Origin of the sequence: Rhodococcus sp. USK10, from assembly GCF_019378875.1 — a bacterium.
Taxonomy (GTDB): domain Bacteria; phylum Actinomycetota; class Actinomycetes; order Mycobacteriales; family Mycobacteriaceae; genus Rhodococcus_F; species Rhodococcus_F pseudokoreensis.
The window spans coordinates 1607704-1622606 of sequence record NZ_CP076048.1 but is presented as its reverse complement, the minus strand read 5'-3'; the positions used below and the strand labels follow the sequence as shown (position 1 = coordinate 1622606).

At 68.6% G+C, this 14903-nt stretch carries 17 protein-coding genes and 1 pseudogene; 4 read left to right on the top strand and 14 right to left on the bottom strand.

The window, feature by feature from the left end:
- Positions 1 to 12: 12 nt before the first annotated feature.
- From I1A62_RS14505 to I1A62_RS14495, 3 genes are all read right to left on the bottom strand, one after another.
- A complete protein-coding gene (locus tag I1A62_RS14505; protein ID WP_124393517.1) occupies positions 13 to 996 on the bottom strand; it encodes an alpha-ketoacid dehydrogenase subunit beta in 984 nt (327 codons plus the stop codon).
- Positions 993 to 2090: a pyruvate dehydrogenase (acetyl-transferring) E1 component subunit alpha gene (pdhA, locus tag I1A62_RS14500; RefSeq protein WP_124393516.1), complete on the bottom strand. Its 1098-nt coding sequence runs from the start codon at positions 2088 to 2090 to the stop codon at positions 993 to 995. Before pdhA ends, I1A62_RS14505 begins: the two co-directional genes overlap by 4 nt.
- A gap of 240 nt (positions 2091 to 2330) precedes the next feature.
- Positions 2331 to 2699: a DoxX family protein gene (locus I1A62_RS14495; protein ID WP_219458973.1), complete on the bottom strand. Its 369-nt coding sequence runs from the start codon at positions 2697 to 2699 to the stop codon at positions 2331 to 2333.
- A gap of 115 nt (positions 2700 to 2814) precedes the next feature.
- On the opposite strand from I1A62_RS14495, the gene I1A62_RS14490 reads away from it, so the two are divergent.
- Positions 2815 to 3843 (top strand): phosphotransferase family protein, encoded by a 1029-nt coding sequence (locus I1A62_RS14490; RefSeq protein ID WP_124393514.1) that lies wholly within the window; start codon positions 2815 to 2817, stop codon positions 3841 to 3843.
- A gap of 22 nt (positions 3844 to 3865) precedes the next feature.
- Here the strand turns inward: I1A62_RS14490 and I1A62_RS14485 are convergent, their stop codons facing one another.
- Complete coding sequence (locus I1A62_RS14485; RefSeq protein ID WP_219461198.1) at positions 3866 to 4303, bottom strand: thioesterase family protein; 438 nt, start codon at positions 4301 to 4303, stop codon at positions 3866 to 3868.
- A gap of 82 nt (positions 4304 to 4385) precedes the next feature.
- Here I1A62_RS14485 and I1A62_RS14480 point away from each other — a divergent pair, with 82 nt between their 5' ends.
- Positions 4386 to 5576, top strand: a complete 1191-nt coding sequence (locus I1A62_RS14480; protein ID WP_219458972.1) for a benzoate/H(+) symporter BenE family transporter — start codon at positions 4386 to 4388, stop codon at positions 5574 to 5576.
- Positions 5577 to 5583: 7 nt separating this feature from the next.
- Positions 5584 to 6093, top strand: coding sequence for an O-acetyl-ADP-ribose deacetylase (locus I1A62_RS14475; protein ID WP_124393512.1), 510 nt, complete (start codon positions 5584 to 5586; stop codon positions 6091 to 6093).
- A gap of 48 nt (positions 6094 to 6141) precedes the next feature.
- Here I1A62_RS14475 and I1A62_RS14470 read toward each other — a convergent pair.
- From I1A62_RS14470 to I1A62_RS14440, 7 genes and pseudogenes are all read right to left on the bottom strand, one after another.
- A pseudogene (locus I1A62_RS14470) lies at positions 6142 to 6420 on the bottom strand (LysR family transcriptional regulator); the annotation flags it as partial.
- On the bottom strand, positions 6413 to 7897 hold the full coding sequence (locus I1A62_RS14465) for a nucleobase:cation symporter-2 family protein (RefSeq protein WP_257890800.1): 1485 nt from the start codon (positions 7895 to 7897) through the stop codon (positions 6413 to 6415). The gene I1A62_RS14465 and the pseudogene I1A62_RS14470, both read right to left, overlap by 8 nt.
- Positions 7898 to 7907: 10 nt before the next feature.
- Positions 7908 to 8801 carry a factor-independent urate hydroxylase gene (pucL, locus tag I1A62_RS14460; protein ID WP_124393510.1) on the bottom strand — a complete coding sequence of 298 codons (894 nt, stop codon included), beginning with the start codon at positions 8799 to 8801 and terminating at the stop codon, positions 7908 to 7910.
- 2 nt (positions 8802 to 8803) lie between these two features.
- A complete protein-coding gene (uraH, locus tag I1A62_RS14455; protein WP_219458970.1) occupies positions 8804 to 9148 on the bottom strand; it encodes a hydroxyisourate hydrolase in 345 nt (114 codons plus the stop codon).
- Positions 9145 to 9654, bottom strand: a complete 510-nt coding sequence (gene uraD / locus I1A62_RS14450; protein ID WP_219458969.1) for a 2-oxo-4-hydroxy-4-carboxy-5-ureidoimidazoline decarboxylase — start codon at positions 9652 to 9654, stop codon at positions 9145 to 9147. The genes uraH and uraD overlap by 4 nt, the downstream gene beginning before the upstream one ends.
- 220 nt (positions 9655 to 9874) lie before the next feature.
- Positions 9875 to 10342: a DUF6328 family protein gene (locus tag I1A62_RS14445; protein ID WP_124393507.1), complete on the bottom strand. Its 468-nt coding sequence runs from the start codon at positions 10340 to 10342 to the stop codon at positions 9875 to 9877.
- A gap of 1 nt (position 10343) precedes the next feature.
- Positions 10344 to 11159: a shikimate 5-dehydrogenase gene (locus tag I1A62_RS14440; RefSeq protein WP_219458968.1), complete on the bottom strand. Its 816-nt coding sequence runs from the start codon at positions 11157 to 11159 to the stop codon at positions 10344 to 10346.
- Between the two features lie 85 nt (positions 11160 to 11244).
- Here I1A62_RS14440 and I1A62_RS14435 point away from each other — a divergent pair, with 85 nt between their 5' ends.
- Positions 11245 to 12819 carry a molybdopterin-dependent oxidoreductase gene (locus tag I1A62_RS14435; RefSeq protein ID WP_219458967.1) on the top strand — a complete coding sequence of 525 codons (1575 nt, stop codon included), beginning with the start codon at positions 11245 to 11247 and terminating at the stop codon, positions 12817 to 12819.
- Between the two features lie 11 nt (positions 12820 to 12830).
- Here I1A62_RS14435 and I1A62_RS14430 read toward each other — a convergent pair whose 3' ends face one another.
- The 3 genes from I1A62_RS14430 to I1A62_RS14420 all read right to left on the bottom strand — a co-directional run bounded on the left by I1A62_RS14430 (position 12831) and on the right by I1A62_RS14420 (position 14891).
- Positions 12831 to 13532: an HNH endonuclease family protein gene (locus I1A62_RS14430; RefSeq protein ID WP_219458966.1), complete on the bottom strand. Its 702-nt coding sequence runs from the start codon at positions 13530 to 13532 to the stop codon at positions 12831 to 12833.
- Positions 13533 to 13597: 65 nt separating this feature from the next.
- Positions 13598 to 13915, bottom strand: a complete 318-nt coding sequence (locus I1A62_RS14425) for a hypothetical protein (RefSeq protein WP_087558530.1) — start codon at positions 13913 to 13915, stop codon at positions 13598 to 13600.
- A 73-nt stretch (positions 13916 to 13988) separates the two neighbouring features.
- Positions 13989 to 14891, bottom strand: coding sequence for an NADP-dependent oxidoreductase (locus I1A62_RS14420; protein WP_124393574.1), 903 nt, complete (start codon positions 14889 to 14891; stop codon positions 13989 to 13991).
- Positions 14892 to 14903: the final 12 nt, after the last annotated feature.

Genomic DNA, 14903 nt, shown 5'->3' with positions numbered 1-14903 from the left:
CGGTGAGTGCGATCAGGCCGCGAGACTGCGATCGACGGCGTCGAGCAGGCGGTCGGCGTCCGGCAGATGATGCCGTTCCAGCTTCGACGGGGGATACGGGACGTCGAATCCGCCGACCCGCAGGACCGGAGCGTCCAGCTGGTAGAAGCACCGCTCGGAGATGCGGGCCGCGATCTCCGCACCCAGCCCGAGGAACGTCGACGCCTCGTGCGCGATGACGAGTCTCCCGGTCTTGCGAACCGATGCCTCGACGGTGTCGAAGTCGATCGGGGAGAGGGAGCGCAGGTCGATCACCTCGAGGGAGTGCCCCTCGTCGGCGGCGATCGCCGCGGCCGACAGGGCCGTCGGCACGACGGAACCGTACGCGACGATGGTCGCATCCGTGCCCTCCCTGGCCACCCGGGCCCGGTGCAGCGGCAGATCCGGTTCGGCATCCACGTCGAACTCGGCCTTGTCCCAGTACCGCCGCTTCGGTTCGAAGAACACCACCGGATCGTCCGCCGCGACGGACTGCTGAATCATGTGGAACGCGTCCGCCGGGTTGCTGGGGGTGACGACGCGGAGTCCGGCGGTGTGGACGAAGTACGCCTCCGGCGACTCCGAATGGTGTTCGACCGCGCCGATGCCGCCGCCGAACGGGATCCGGATCGTCAGTGGCGCGGTGACCCGGCCCTGTGTGCGGTAGTGAATCTTGGCGACCTGCGACACGATCTGGTCGAACGCGGGGTAGACGAATCCGTCGAACTGGATCTCGCAGACGGGCCGGTAGCCGCGCAGCGCCATCCCGAACGCGGCGCCGACGATTCCCGATTCGGCGAGCGGGGTGTCGATGACCCGGTTGTCGCCGAAGTCCTTCTGCAGGGTGTCGGTGACGCGGAAGACTCCGCCGAGGCGTCCGACGTCCTCGCCCATGATCACGACCTTCCGGTCGTGTTCGAGAGCGCGCCGCAGGCCTGCGTTGAGTGCGCCGCCGAGCGACAGCGTGGTGGTGGTCATGACAGTGCCTCCTCGATGCCGGCGAAGCCTGCGAGGTACGCGGCGTACTGCTCGCGTTCCTCGTCGATGAGCGGGTGGTCGGTGGAATAGACGTGGTCGAACAGATCGAGCGGCGCGGGGTCGGGCGCCTCGACGGTTCCCGAGCGCAGTCGCGCGGCGACGGCGTCGGCGGTGGCCTGCACCCGGGCGAGGAATTCGTCGCCCAGCAGTCCCTCCCTCTCGAGGAGTCGCCTCATCCGGTCGATGGGGTCGCGGGCCTTCCACATCTCCGTCTCGGCCGCCGCCCGGTACCGGGTGGGATCGTCCGACGTGGTGTGGGGACCCATCCGGTATGTGACGGCCTCGATGAACGTCGGTCCGCTGCCTTCGCGGGCCCGCTGGGTGGCCTGGCGGGTGACGGCCAGGACCGCGAGAACGTCGTTGCCGTCCACCCGGAGGGCGGGCATGCCGTAACCGGCGGCGCGCTGTGCGATGGGGACGGGACTCTGCAGGCGGACCGGTTCGCTGATCGCGAACTGGTTGTTCTGGCAGAAGAATACGACCGGCGCGTTGAAACTCATCGAGAAGCCGAGGGCCTCCGCGAGGTCGCCCTGACTGGTGGCGCCGTCGCCGAAGTAGGCGATCGTCGCGATCTCCGCACCGTCGAGGTGGGCGCCCATGGCGTACCCGGTGGCGTGCAGCCCCTGCGAGCCGACGACGATCGCCGGATTCGTCACGTTCACGGAACTCGGATCCCAGGCGGAATGCGCGCATCCCCGCCACATGCGGGTCATCACGCCCGGGTCCACGCCCCGGCAGTAGGCGACGGCATGTTCGCGGTAGCTGATGAACGCGTAATCGTCGGGACGGAGGGCGCGGGCGGAGCCGACCTGGGCGGCTTCCTGACCGAGCAGCGGGGCCCAGAGTCCCAGTTCACCCTGGCGTTGCAGAGCGACCGCCTCGACATCCATCCGACGCGCGACGACGAGGTCCTCGTACAGGTCGCGCAGTTGGTCGGGTCCGATGTCGCGGACGAGGCTCGTGTAGTCGGGTCTGAAGACCCGTCGGCCGTCCGGCTGGATGAGCTGGACCGGATAGGCAATCTTGTCGACCATCGGGGTCACCTCGTGTTGTCGAGTCCGTGAACCTTGTGGGTTCGTCGGAGACGGGTACTGCGGTAGGACGGGTGTGTCCTACTTCACAGCATCCACGGGAACGCGAAGTGCGCAAGTGGCGCCGCCGACGTCGAGCAGAATGCCCAGTTTCGGGGGTGCGATGGGTGTCATGCTGCGTCTAATGACCAATGCAAACGCCACCGACGCTGGTTGTCGCTGCAATTGCCCGAAACGTCCGGATCACCCCGCGAACACGAACCCGATCGAGGCGAGGACGGCGAGCACCGCGAGGTAGACCGGGGGCATCGCGACGGCCCGGGTATCGGGATTGCCGTAATCGCCGTGTCTGGCGTGAAACGCGATAGCGCACAGGAGGAGAATAAGCAGCGCCACCGTCGCGACCACGCCCAGCGGAGTCCAGTAGAGGCCGACGAGAACGCCGATACCGCCGGCGAGTTCCGCCATGCCGATCAGCCGCACCTGCTGCCCGCTCAGGCCCCGGGCCTCCAACCCCGTCCACGCCGTTCCCTTCAGTCTCAGCCTGGGAATGCTCACGGCGACGGCGCTCACGGCGAGGAGCACGCCACACACGATGAGGAAAACTTCCACGTCCGTCCCTCCAGTTCCGGCCGATTCGGCCTCACTGTTGCCACCCTAGGGCCGCGACCTGCGGTGCGGACCGGTTCCCTCCGCATCGGGCTTCCGAGCGGTTAGCATCGAGCGCGTGAATGCTGTGGGGCTGAACGAAGATGCCGTTTCTGCGTGGATTGCCGGACTCGGTGTGGGAGCGATCGCGCCGCTGAGCTTCGAGAGGATCGGGAACGGTCAGTCGAATCTCACGTACGCGGTCAGCGACGCGGGTGGCGGACGGTGGGTGCTGCGGCGACCACCGCTCGGACATCTGCTCGCGTCGGCGCACGACGTGGTCCGCGAACACCGGATTCTGTCCTCTCTGCAGGGATCCGACGTTCCGGTGCCGAAGATCCTCGGGCTCACCGAAGATCCGGAGGTCACGGATGCGCCGCTCGTGCTGATGAGTTACGTCGCGGGGGTGGTGATCGACAGTGTCGGCGTGGCGAAGAAGCTGACACCCGAGCAGCGGGGTGCCGTCGGGCTGGCGATGCCGAAGGCGCTCGCGAAGATCCACGCGGTCGATCTCCGGGACGCCGGGCTGGAGGACCTGGCCAGCCACAAACCTTACGCGGCAAGGCAGTTGAAGCGCTGGACGGATCAGTGGGAGAAGTCCCGCACCCGCGAGGTCCCGGCCATCGAGGATCTGGCCGGGATCCTCGAGCGCAACATGCCGGAACAGGCCGAACTGTCGTTGGTGCACGGTGATTTTCACCTGAGCAACGTCATCACCTCGCCGGAGGAGGGCGAGGTGGTCGCGGTGGTCGATTGGGAACTGTGCACGCTGGGCGACCCCCTCGCCGACGTGGGCGCGCTGCTGGCTTACTGGCCCGAGGCAGGCGACGAGGACGCGGGACCGTTCCCCGCCTCCACTCTCGAGGGTTTCCCCACCCGGGCCGAACTCGTGGAGGCGTATGTCCACCACACCAAACGTGATGTCACGCACGTCGGGTACTGGCACGTGCTGGCGTTGTGGAAACTGGCGATCATCGCCGAAGGCGTGCTGCGCCGCGTGATCGACGACCCCCGGAACAAGGCCGAGACCGGTGCGCCGACGGTCGCGCTGATCGACGGGATCATCGCCCGGGCGGTGGCCACCGCCGAGATCGAGGGCCTGCACTGAACCACCCGGTGGTGCCGGACCCTCAGGGCGTGTCCGGTGCTACCAGAATGGTTACGGCGCTGCGAATTTCGTCGGGAATCGGAACGGGCTTGCGGGTCTTCGCGTCCACGTACACGTGGACGAAGCGGCCGAGAGCGGCGAGGTCGAGTGCGTCGCCGTTCTCGCGGAAGATCGCGAGCGCGTACACGATGCTCCGGGTGCCCAGCTTCTCGACGGACAACCCCACCTGCAGGCGGTCCGGGAACGTCAGCTCGCTGACGTACCTGCAGGACGTCTCCGCGACCACGCCGATGGCGGGCAGATCCCGGATGTCGCTGCCCGTCGTCGCGATCAGCCAGCCGTTGACGGCCGTGTCGAAATACGAGTAGTACGTGACGTTGTTGACGTGCCCGTAGTGGTCGTTGTCCGCCCAGCGGGTCGGCACCGGCCACAGGGCGGGGAAGTCGGCGGCGGTCGGCATCGCGGGGGCGTCGTCGTGTTTCACCGTCCCGACCCTAATGCCACGGATCGTCCGCACCACGCGTCGGGCAGAATCGCGTCCTATGTCTGTGCCCGACAGTGATGTGCGTTCACCGGATTCCGCCGCCCAGCCGATCAGCGCCGGAATCGTCACCGCCCTGGTGGGCTTCACCAGTTCGTTCGCCGTCGTACTCACCGGGCTGACGGCGGTGGGCGCGAACTCCGCCCAGGCCGCATCGGGACTGCTGGCGCTGTGTGTGACGCAGGCCCTGGGGATGCTGTGGATGTCGCGGCACTACCGCATGCCGATCACCCTCGCGTGGTCGACGCCGGGAGCGGCGCTCCTCGCCGGGGCGGGGACGGTGAGCGGCGGGTGGCCGGCCGCGGTCGGCGCGTTCGCGGTCGTGGGGGCGGCGGTGATCCTGACGGGGCTGTGGCCGCGGCTGGGACGGCTGATCGCGGCCATCCCCCCGGCGCTCGCACAGGCGATGCTCGCCGGGGTGCTGCTGCCGCTGTGCCTGGCACCGGTGCTGGCGCTGCGTGATGCACCGCTCGCCGTCGCGCCCGTCGTCCTCGTGTGGCTGGTTCTGCAGCGGTATTCGCCGCGATGGGCGGTCCCGGCCGCATTCGCGGCCGCCGCGGTCGTGATCGCGGTCGGTCTCGTCTCCGGCAGCGACACCCTCGACACGAGCGCGCTCCTGCCGAGGCTCGACGTCACGGCGCCGGCGTGGACGTGGCAGGCGATGATCGGGATCGCGATCCCGCTGTACATCGTGACGATGGCGTCCCAGAACATTCCCGGCACCGCCGTCATGAATTCCTTCGGTTACCGGGTGCCGTGGCGGCCGGCCATGCTGGTGACCGGTGTCGGGACCCTCGTCGGCGCCCCCGCGGGTGGGCACGCCATCAATCTCGCCGCCATCAGTGCCGCCCTCGCGGCCGCGCCGTCCGCGCATCCCGACCCGCGGAAACGCTGGGTCGCGGCGTTCACGGCTGGCTGGGCGTACCTGCTGCTCGCAGCGTGTTCGGCCGCGGTCGCCACCCTCATCGCCGCGGCGCCGGAGGGCGTCGTGGAGGCCGTCGCCGGACTGGCCCTCCTCGGCACCCTCGGCGGGGCGCTGGCCTCCGCCCTCGACGACGTCCGCGAACGGGAAGGCGCCGTCGTCACGTTCCTGATCGCCGCCTCGGGGGTGAGCATCCTCGGCATCGGGTCCGCGTTCTGGGCGCTGGTCGCCGGACTGATCGTGCGGGTCGCGGTGGGCTCGCGACGATAATGGGCACATGACCACCATCGAGGTAGTGCAGGGGGACATCACGACGGTCGAGGTCGACGCGATCGTCAACGCCGCCAACTCCGGACTGCTCGGCGGCGGTGGCGTGGACGGCGCCATCCACCGGGCCGGCGGTCCCGAGATCCTCGCCGAATGCCGGCAACTGCGGGCCACCACGCTGCAGGACGGACTGCCTGCGGGACAGGCGGTCGCGACGACGGCGGGCCGGTTGCCCGCCCGATGGGTGATCCACACGGTCGGCCCCGTCTACTCTGCGTCGGACGATCGGTCGGCCACCCTGCGCAGCGCCTACACCACCAGCCTGGCGGTGGCCGCCGACCTCGGCGCGCAGTCCGTCGCGTTCCCTCTGATCTCGTCCGGGGTGTACGGCTGGCCCCCGGACGACGCCGTCCGGCAGGCGGTCGGCGCCGTCCGCGACTCGGACTCCGGGATTCCGCGGGTGCTGTTCGTGGCGTTCGACGCGCGGATGGCGTCGCTGCTGCGGGCCGAGGTGGGTTGAGGACGCCTGCTCGCGTCCCCACCCTCACCGGGTCCGGACCCGGCGCGACGCCATAGCGGTGGCCGAGGCCACGAACTCCTCGGTGGCGTCGAGGGTGCGCTGGGCGTACGGAAGCAGTCGCCCGCCGGCCGCCGTCAGGATCGTCCGGCGACTGCTCCGCTCGATCAGGGTGACGCCGAGCCCGGTCTCGAGAGCAGCCAGCGCCCGCGAGAGGGTGGGCTGGCTGATCCCGAGATCCGATGCCGCTGTGCCGAAATGCAGGTGGGCGGCGACGGCGGCGAACGCGCGGAGTTGCGTCAGCGTCGGCTGATACGGCTGATCACTCATTGCGCACGGCGGAGGTGCGCGCCGTATCTGCCCGTTGCTCGTTATCCGGCAGCTCGGTGTCCGCCGGTAACCCGGTGTCGGCCGGGTGCTCCGGGTCTTCGGCGCGGTGGACGGCGACGGGAGGCGCCGCCGACACCACCGATGGCGTCGGCCGGTTGCCTGCCTTGATCTCGTTGAACAGGATGTTCAGCAGCACCGCGACGATGCTCGCCGCGCTGATTCCCGAGTCGAAGACGATGTGCACCCACTCCGGGAAGGCCGAGTAGAACTCCGGCACCGCGATCGGGATGACGCCGAATCCGAGGGCCACCGCGACGATCACCAGGTTCAGGTTGCCGTCGTACGACACCTTGGACAGGGTGCGGATTCCGCTCGCGGCCACCGAACCGAAGAGCACGATCCCGGCACCGCCGAGGACGGGCAGCGGCACGGAGGCCACCAGCCGACCCAGAATGGGGAACAGTCCGAGAGCGAACAGGACCGAACCGCCGGCCGCGACGACGTACCGGCTCTTGATCCCGGTGATCGCGACGAGCCCGACGTTCTGGGCGAAGGCGCTGGCCGGGAACGTCCCGAACACCGGCGCCACGGTGGTGGCGAGCATGTCGGCGCGGAGTCCGTCGCCGACCCGGCGAGCGTCCACCTTCGTCTCCACGATCTCGCCGACCGCGAGGATGTCGGCCGTCGTCTCGGTCATGATCACCAGGATCACTACCGTCATCGAGATGATCGCGCCGATCTGGAACAGCGGGGTGCCGAACGCGAACACCTGCGGCAGTTCGAAGATCGCACCCTTCCCGACGGCACTGAAGTCGGCCTTGCCGATCAGGGCGGCGAACAGCGTGCCCACCACGATGCCGATCAGGATGGACAACCGCGACAGGGTGCCCTGGACCAGTCGGCTCACCAGTAACACGACGAACAGGCTGAACCCGGCGAGTCCGATGTTCGACATCGACCCCCAGTCCGGGGCCTTGGCGTTGCCGCCCATCGCCCACCGCACCGCGACCGGCAGGAGGGAGATGCCGATGACCGTGATGATCGACCCGGTGACGACGGGTGGGAAGTAACGCACGATCTTGCAGAAGAAGGGGCTGATCAACAATCCGATCACGCCTGCGACCATGATGGCCCCGAACACGGAGCGCAGCCCGCCCGGACCGGCGGCCACCGCCACCATCGTCGACACCGAGGCGAAGGAAATGCCCTGCACCAGGGGGAGTCTGGCGCCGAAGAAGGGAACGCCGAGGGTCTGCAGCAGGGTGGCGGCGCCGCTGACGAACAGGGCCGCCGACACCAGCAGGCCGATCTCGACGCCGGTCAGTCCGGCGGCGCCGCCGACGATCAGGGGAGGCGCGATCACGCCGCCGTACATGGTCAGGATGTGCTGCAACCCGTAGATGTACGATTTTCCGAGCGGCAATCGCTCGTCTTCGGGTCCGGTCGTTCCGGCGACCCGATGTCCGATCCGCTTCATCGCCGCGCTCCTAGCAGAATCCGGGAACGGAATCCCAGGCGCGGCCGGCGTCGGGCGCGTCCTCACGCTCGACGGTCGCCTCGATCAACCCGTAGGGGCGGTCGGCCGCGAAGAACACCTCGCCGGGGTTGTCGAGTCCGAACGGTTCCAGGTCGACCAGGAAGTGGTGTTTGTTCGGCATCGAGAACTTCACCTCGGCGATCTCGGGGTGCGCCTCGAGGACTGCCGAACCCATCTGGAACAGCGACTGCTGCAGCGCGAGCGAATGGGTGGTGGCAAAGGCCTCCAACATGATTGCGCGCACGTTCTCGAACGTCTTGTCGAAGTCGACGTCGGTGGTGAGGTACCGCCATCGGGCGCTCACCGACGTCGCGAGGATCCGGTCGGACGTCTCCTGCAGGGTGGTGTACTTGTCCTTCGGGTATCCGCGGAACTCCGAACCCGTCGACTTCAACACGACCATGTTGCTGAGACCGGACACGATCCACGTCCGATCGCCGTCGATGGTGACCACGGTGTTCCGCCGTTCGTCACTGGATCGGACGAAGGAATGGTCGTGGCCCTCGCCGTCGACCGGGATCCGCGCCCACGAGTACTGCTCGATCTCCCAGCGGCCGCCCGTGATCCACTCGAACTCGCCGGTGAAGTGGTTCCCGAGACGCATCGCGAACGTCTCGATCGCGCCGACGCCGTCGCGAGCGAACGCGTACACCGTGTTCTTCTGGGTGTCCGTGGCCACGACGTGCCCGTTGTCGCCTTCGGTGTGTACCGCGTCGAGGTCTCCGCGCAGTTGCGAAGTCACGCTGACGTCTTCGATCTCATGTCGCTTGGTGTCCCGGGTGATCTTGACCAACCGGACTTCCGCCTTGCCGTACTGGTTCTGGCCGAGCACGATCTTGCTCATGATTAGCTCCCTCGGTAGGTCGAGTATGCGAATGGGCTGAGGAGGACAGGTACGTGGTAGTGCTGTTCGCTGTCGGTGAGGGCGAACGTGATGGTGACGTCGGGGTAGAACGTCGGACGTCCCTTTGCGGCGAAGTAGGGTCCGGTGTCGAACACGATCCGGTAGGTGCCCGGCTCGAGACGGGCGGGTCCCAAGGTGGTGACGCGCCCGTCGTCGTCGGTGACAGCGTCGGCGACGGTGATCCATTCGGACTCTCGCCGGACCGCCAGCGTGACCGGCACCTCCCGCGCGGGCACGCCTTCGGCTGCGTCCAGCACGTGGGTGGTGACCTGGCTGACGCCGCTCATGCGTCCAGCATCCCGGCGAGCCGGAGGGCGGCGATGTCGCGCAGTTCCTCTGCGACAACGGCCAATTCGCTGTCTTCGTCGTTGGCCAGCCTGCGGTCGAGCGCGGTGAGGACGTCGGACGTGCTGCGCCCGGCGGCGCGGATCAGGAAGACCCGCCCGAACTTGTCCTCGTAGGCACGGTTGCCGTCGGTGAGCCGCTTCTTCGCCGCCGCGTCGGACGAATCGACGTTCGACTGTTCCGAGCGGGCCAGGTGCGCCTCGGCGTCGTCGCCGCCCGGGGGTTCACCGATTCGGGGGTGGCGGGCGAGGGCCAGTTCTATCTCCTCCGCGGAGAGCGGGCCGGCCCCCGTCCTGGCCGCGGTGAGCAACGAGGCGCGATCGGGGTACGGCCGGGCGGAGACGAGTTCGTCTGCCCACCGGGGGATGTCCAGGCAGATTCGTGCCCATTCCGTCGCCTCGGACTGTGACGCCTCGTTGAATCGTCGGAGTCCTGCATCGAAAACCATGCGACCCTTCTTCCACAATGCGAAATAATGATTCCGTATAGAGAATCGTGACAGGGGTCACAATTCGTGTCAAGACCCAAAATTGAATTAATCCAGATTCGGACATGGGGGAGGTTCGCGGCCGGGCGGAGGCGCGACGGGGCCCGGGGTGGGAGCGAGGGAGTGCCCGGTGGGAAAGGCGTTGTCGGGCAACAGCTCACGGACAACGGGACGGCGTGACCTAGTCCTCGCTGTCGGCGTGGTGATTGAAAAGCCGGGGCAGCGCGAACCACAGCGTCGCGAACATCAGCGCGGCCACCACGCCGATGACGATCGCGACCGGACCGCCCACTGCCACTTCGGCAATCAGGATCACGGTGCCGGTCATGGCGGCGGCCAGAAATCCGACACCCCACAGCGCGAACAGGTTGGCCTTGCGCAGGATGTCGGCCCGGCGGCCCTGACGGAACAGCACGCGATGCCAGACCGCCGGGGCGATGAGGAGCGCCGAGGACACCGTCGCCAGGAGCACCGTGACGAGATGCAGCATGCGGAGGCCGAACGGCTGCTCCTCGTACGCCTCGGTGAAGGCGACCGCGAGGAGGAAGGCGAACAGGATCTGCACACCCGCCTGCGCGACACGGAGTTCCTGCAGCAGCTCGCTGAAATTGCGTGCGAGCCGCTGCGCGGGTGTCTCGGCGGTGCTCACCTCACGACCGTGAATACTCGGAGGCCCTGCGGATCTCTTCGGGGGACGGGCGCACACCCGTGTAGAGGACGAACTGTTCCGCGGCCTGCAGTGCGATCACCTCGGCGCCCGTGATGACGGTCTTGTGGCGTTCGGCCGCCGCCCGGATCAGCGGCGTCGCGGCGGGCATCGCGACCACGTCGAACACGGCGTCCGCCGCGTCGATCGCGTCGAGCTCGAATGCCAGATCCTCGGCCTCGGGGCCGCCCGCCATTCCGATGGGGGTGGCATTGATCAGCAGACCGGGCCGCGCCGCGCCCAGTTCGGGTTGCCAGTCGAATCCGTACTGCTTCGCGACGGCGCCGCCCGTCTTCTCGTTGCGGGCGATCACGGTGACGTCGATGAACCCGTAGTCGCGCACGGCGGCCACGACGGCCTTGGCCATGCCACCGCTCCCGGCCACCGCCACCGACAGCGAGTGGGGCAACGCGTTGTCGCGCAACAGGTTCGCGATGGCCTGGTAGTCGGTGTTGTAAGCGTGCAACACCCCGTCCTCGTTGACGACCGTGTTGACGGACTCGATGACCGACGCCGACTCGTGCATCACGTCGACGTAGTCGATGATCTGCTCCTTGAACGGCATGGAGATACCGGCGCCGCGGATCCCCAGCGCCCGGATGCCGCCGACCGCAGCCTGGAGGTCGTTGGTGGTGAAGGCTTTGTACACGAAATTGAGGCCCAGCTCGCCGTACAGATAATTGTGAAACCGGGTGCCGATGTTGCTCGGACGACCGGAGAGCGAGATGCAGAGAAGAGTGTCTTTGTCGAGCTGGTTCATCCGGTAAATACTAGTGGTGGGCTCCCATCCGTGCGCGTTCTCAGCTCCGAATACACGGTGACGACGGCAAAGGAGCAAGGCTGCGATGACTACCACGATCGGTGACCGGCACGAGGCGGCGCGGACGCCACGGAGACGGCGGCACCTGTTCTCGCGCGCGCTCGCCGGAGTGATCGCCGCGGGCATGGTACTCGGAGTGGGTGAACTGCTGGCGGCTCTGATCGACCCGAACTCGTCGCCGTTCTACGCGGTCGGATCGACGACGGTGGACCGCAGCCCCGCCTGGGCCCGTGAGTTCGCGATACACACGTTCGGCACCAACGACAAACCCGCGTTGTTCGTGGGCATGACGATCCTCATCGTGCTCCTCGCCGCGATCGCGGGAATCGTCGAGCGCCCCCGCGCCCCGTTCGGCAGCGCGATCCTCGCGGTGCTCGGGCTGGTGGGAATCGTGGCCGCCACCCAGCGTCCCGGCGCCACCTGGATGTATGCGCTGCCGACCGTGGTGGGGGTCGTCGCCGGTATCGCGGTCCTGCGGGTACTGACGGCCACCGCGCGGGCACCCGAGAATTCGGATTCCGAAGATTCGTGGTTGCCGCGCCGCACTTTTCTCCTGTTGGCAGCCGGGGCAGCCGCGACGGCCGCGGCCGCGGGAGCCGCGGGCCGGTATCTCGGGCAGCAGGTCGCGGGTGCCGTGGACAACCGCCGCGCCTTCGCGATTCCCGGGGTCACGGACCGGGCGGCCGCGATCGCCCCGGGCACCGACATCGGCGTGCCGGGCGGCACCCCGTTCGTCACGTCGAACGAGGACTTCTACCGGATCGACACCGCCCTGCGGGTGCCGCGGCTGACCACGGACGACTGGCAACTGCGCATCCACGGCATGGTGAACCGCGAACTCACTCTCTCGTGGGACGACCTGATCGCGCGGACGCCCGTGGAACGGCTGATCACGTTGACGTGCGTGTCCAACGAGGTCGGCGGAAACCTCGCAGGCAACGCCACGTGGATCGGCTACCCCATCAAGGACATCCTCGACGAGGCAGGCGTGCACACCGACGCCGACATGCTGCTGTCCACGAGCAGCGACCACTTCACGGCCGGAACCCCCGTCGCGGCACTGCGGGACGGACGCGACGCGATCCTCGCGGTGGCGATGAACGGTCAGCCGCTGCCGTTCGAACACGGTTACCCGGTGCGGCAGGTCGTCCCCGGTCTCTACGGCTACGTGTCGGCCACCAAATGGGTGGTGGATTGGGAACTCACACGATTCGACAAGGCCGAGGCCTACTGGACGAAGCGCGGATGGTCCGCGGAGGGTCCGATCAAGACCGCGTCCCGGATCGACGTGCCCGCCGCGTTCGCACCCACCGCGCCCGGACCGGTACTCGTCGCCGGCACCGCCTGGGCGCAGCACCGCGGCATCGAGAAGGTGGAGGTGCGGGTCGACAACGGCGCTTGGCAGACCGCGACCCTCGCCCCGCAGTACAGCATCGACACCTGGCGGCAGTGGACGTGGGAGTGGCAGGCCGCGGCCGGCCTGCACACCCTCCAGGTGCGCGCCACCGATCTGGACGGCAATGTGCAGGTGGAGGAGCGGACGCCGCCGATCCCCGGTGGCGCCACCGGCTGGCACACCCGGTCGTTCACCGTGGCCTGAGGCGCCGAGGATCACGGGCACCGCTCCGCCACCTCGGCGAGCGCGTCGCGGTCCGCCAGTGTCACCGGAAGTCCGTACTCCACCGCCACCGAGAGGTACTTGCCCGCGTAGAAGCAGCGGTACGCCGGATTCGGCGGCAGCCAGTCCTGCGGGGTCTGGTCGCCCTTGTCCTGATTGTCCGCACCGTTGACGGCCAGCAGGTTGAACGTGACGTCGTTGGCGAACCGGAGCCGGCGCTCGGGCGGCCACGTCGACGCGCCCATGTCCCACGCCGCCGCCAGCGGGTAGACGTGGTCGATCTGGACGGCTTTCGCGTCCGCCCTGTCGAACGGAAGCACCTCACCGGAGTACGGATCGGCGAGGACCCCGCTCAGCACCACGCAGTCGCGGGTGCCGTCGCGGAACACCACCGACCGGAGATCGATCGCCAGAACGTTGTTGCGGGTGTCGCACCCGTCGTGGCCGCCGACGGCGTCCTGGTCGTCGGTCCAGGCCGGTCCGAAGACGCACAGTTCCCGGCCGGAACACCCGCGTTGGTATCCGCCCGGGTGCGGGCGGGATTCGACCGTGGCGACCTGCCCGAGCAGTTCCTCGATGTGCGCGCGGGGCGGGCTGCCCGGTGCGGGGCTGTCGCCCAGGTCGAGCAGCGACACCCCGCAGCCGCCGGCCGACAGGATCACGGCCAGCCACGCCGTCACGTACAGAAGTCTCATGCGTCCCCCGGCGCTCGAAAAATCTCCCCCTACCGTCCAGGAGTATGCACCGGGCCCCCGACATGTCAGCTGAAGGGCAGTCGCACCGCGGCGATCGACGACACGTGCATGCCGTCGTGGCCGATGACCCAGGAACCGCCGCTCTGCCGGCATTCGGCGAGCAGGTCGAGCGTGCGCAGGAGGAAGAAGATCGCCTCGCTGGCGACGGGGGTGACCGCAAGCCGGTGTGCCTCACCATGTTTCATTCCGTCGAGCCACACACCCGACTGCCCGTCCAGGCGAATGGTGACGATGTGCGTGGCATCGACGAAGGCGTACTTCCGTTGCTCCCACGGGGTGGTGAGCGCGTACCCCTGTTCGAGAACCTGGATCAGGATGCTCATGACCGACTCCCGAGATTTTCCGGCAGCTACGTCTCTCCAGCATCTACCTCGGACCGGGTGAAAGCCAGACCCGCTAACCGAACTCGATCACGACCTTGCCGCTCGTGTGTCCGGACTCGACCGTCGCGAGCGCGTCACCGGCGTGCGCGAACGGGAACCGGTGGGCGACCCGCGGGTCGAGGGTTCCGTCGGCCACCAGCGCGGCCACCTCCGCGAACACCGCGGATGTGCGGCGCCGGTCCACTCCCGAGCCGCCGAGGTCCCGTGCCGCGAGGGGGTCGCCGACACTGATGATCGCCGCCGGATCCGTCACCACCCGCGCCGCCTCGGCCAGCGCGGCACCGCCGACCAGGTCGAAGACGGCGTCCACCGGGCCCGGCACGCGTTCGGCGAGTCCGTCCCCGGACGCCACCCACGTGGCGCCGAGCGATTCGACGACCTCCCGCTTGCCCTCACTCGCGACCCCGATCACCGTGACGTCCCGGGCCGCGGCCAACTGCAGTGCCGCCACCCCCACGCCACCGCCCGCGCCGACGACGAGCAGTCGGCTGCCGGGAGCCAGGTCCAGTGTGGTCAGCGCGTCGTACGCGGTCCCCGCCGCGACGGGCAGGGTGGCCGCGTCGGCGAAGGAGACCGCGTCCGGCTTGTGTGCCGCAGCGGCCGTGTTGACCAGGGTGTACTCGGTGTAGCCGCCGAATCCGGTGGCGGTCGCCCCGAACACGGCGTCCCCGACCGCGAACTCGGTCACCCGGGGTCCGACGTCGGCGACCACACCGGCGACCTCCCGGCCGAGAACCGCGGGAAGGGTGACCGGGACAGTGTCCTTACGCGTTCCCGCCCGCACCTTCCAATCGGCGGGATTCACGCCCGCCGCGTGGACGGCGACCAGCAACTGTCCGGGGCCGGGGGAGGGAACGGGGACGTCGAAGAACTGCTGCGTCTCGGGGCCGCCGTATTCGCTGAAGCCGTATGCCATGCTCACGCCCAC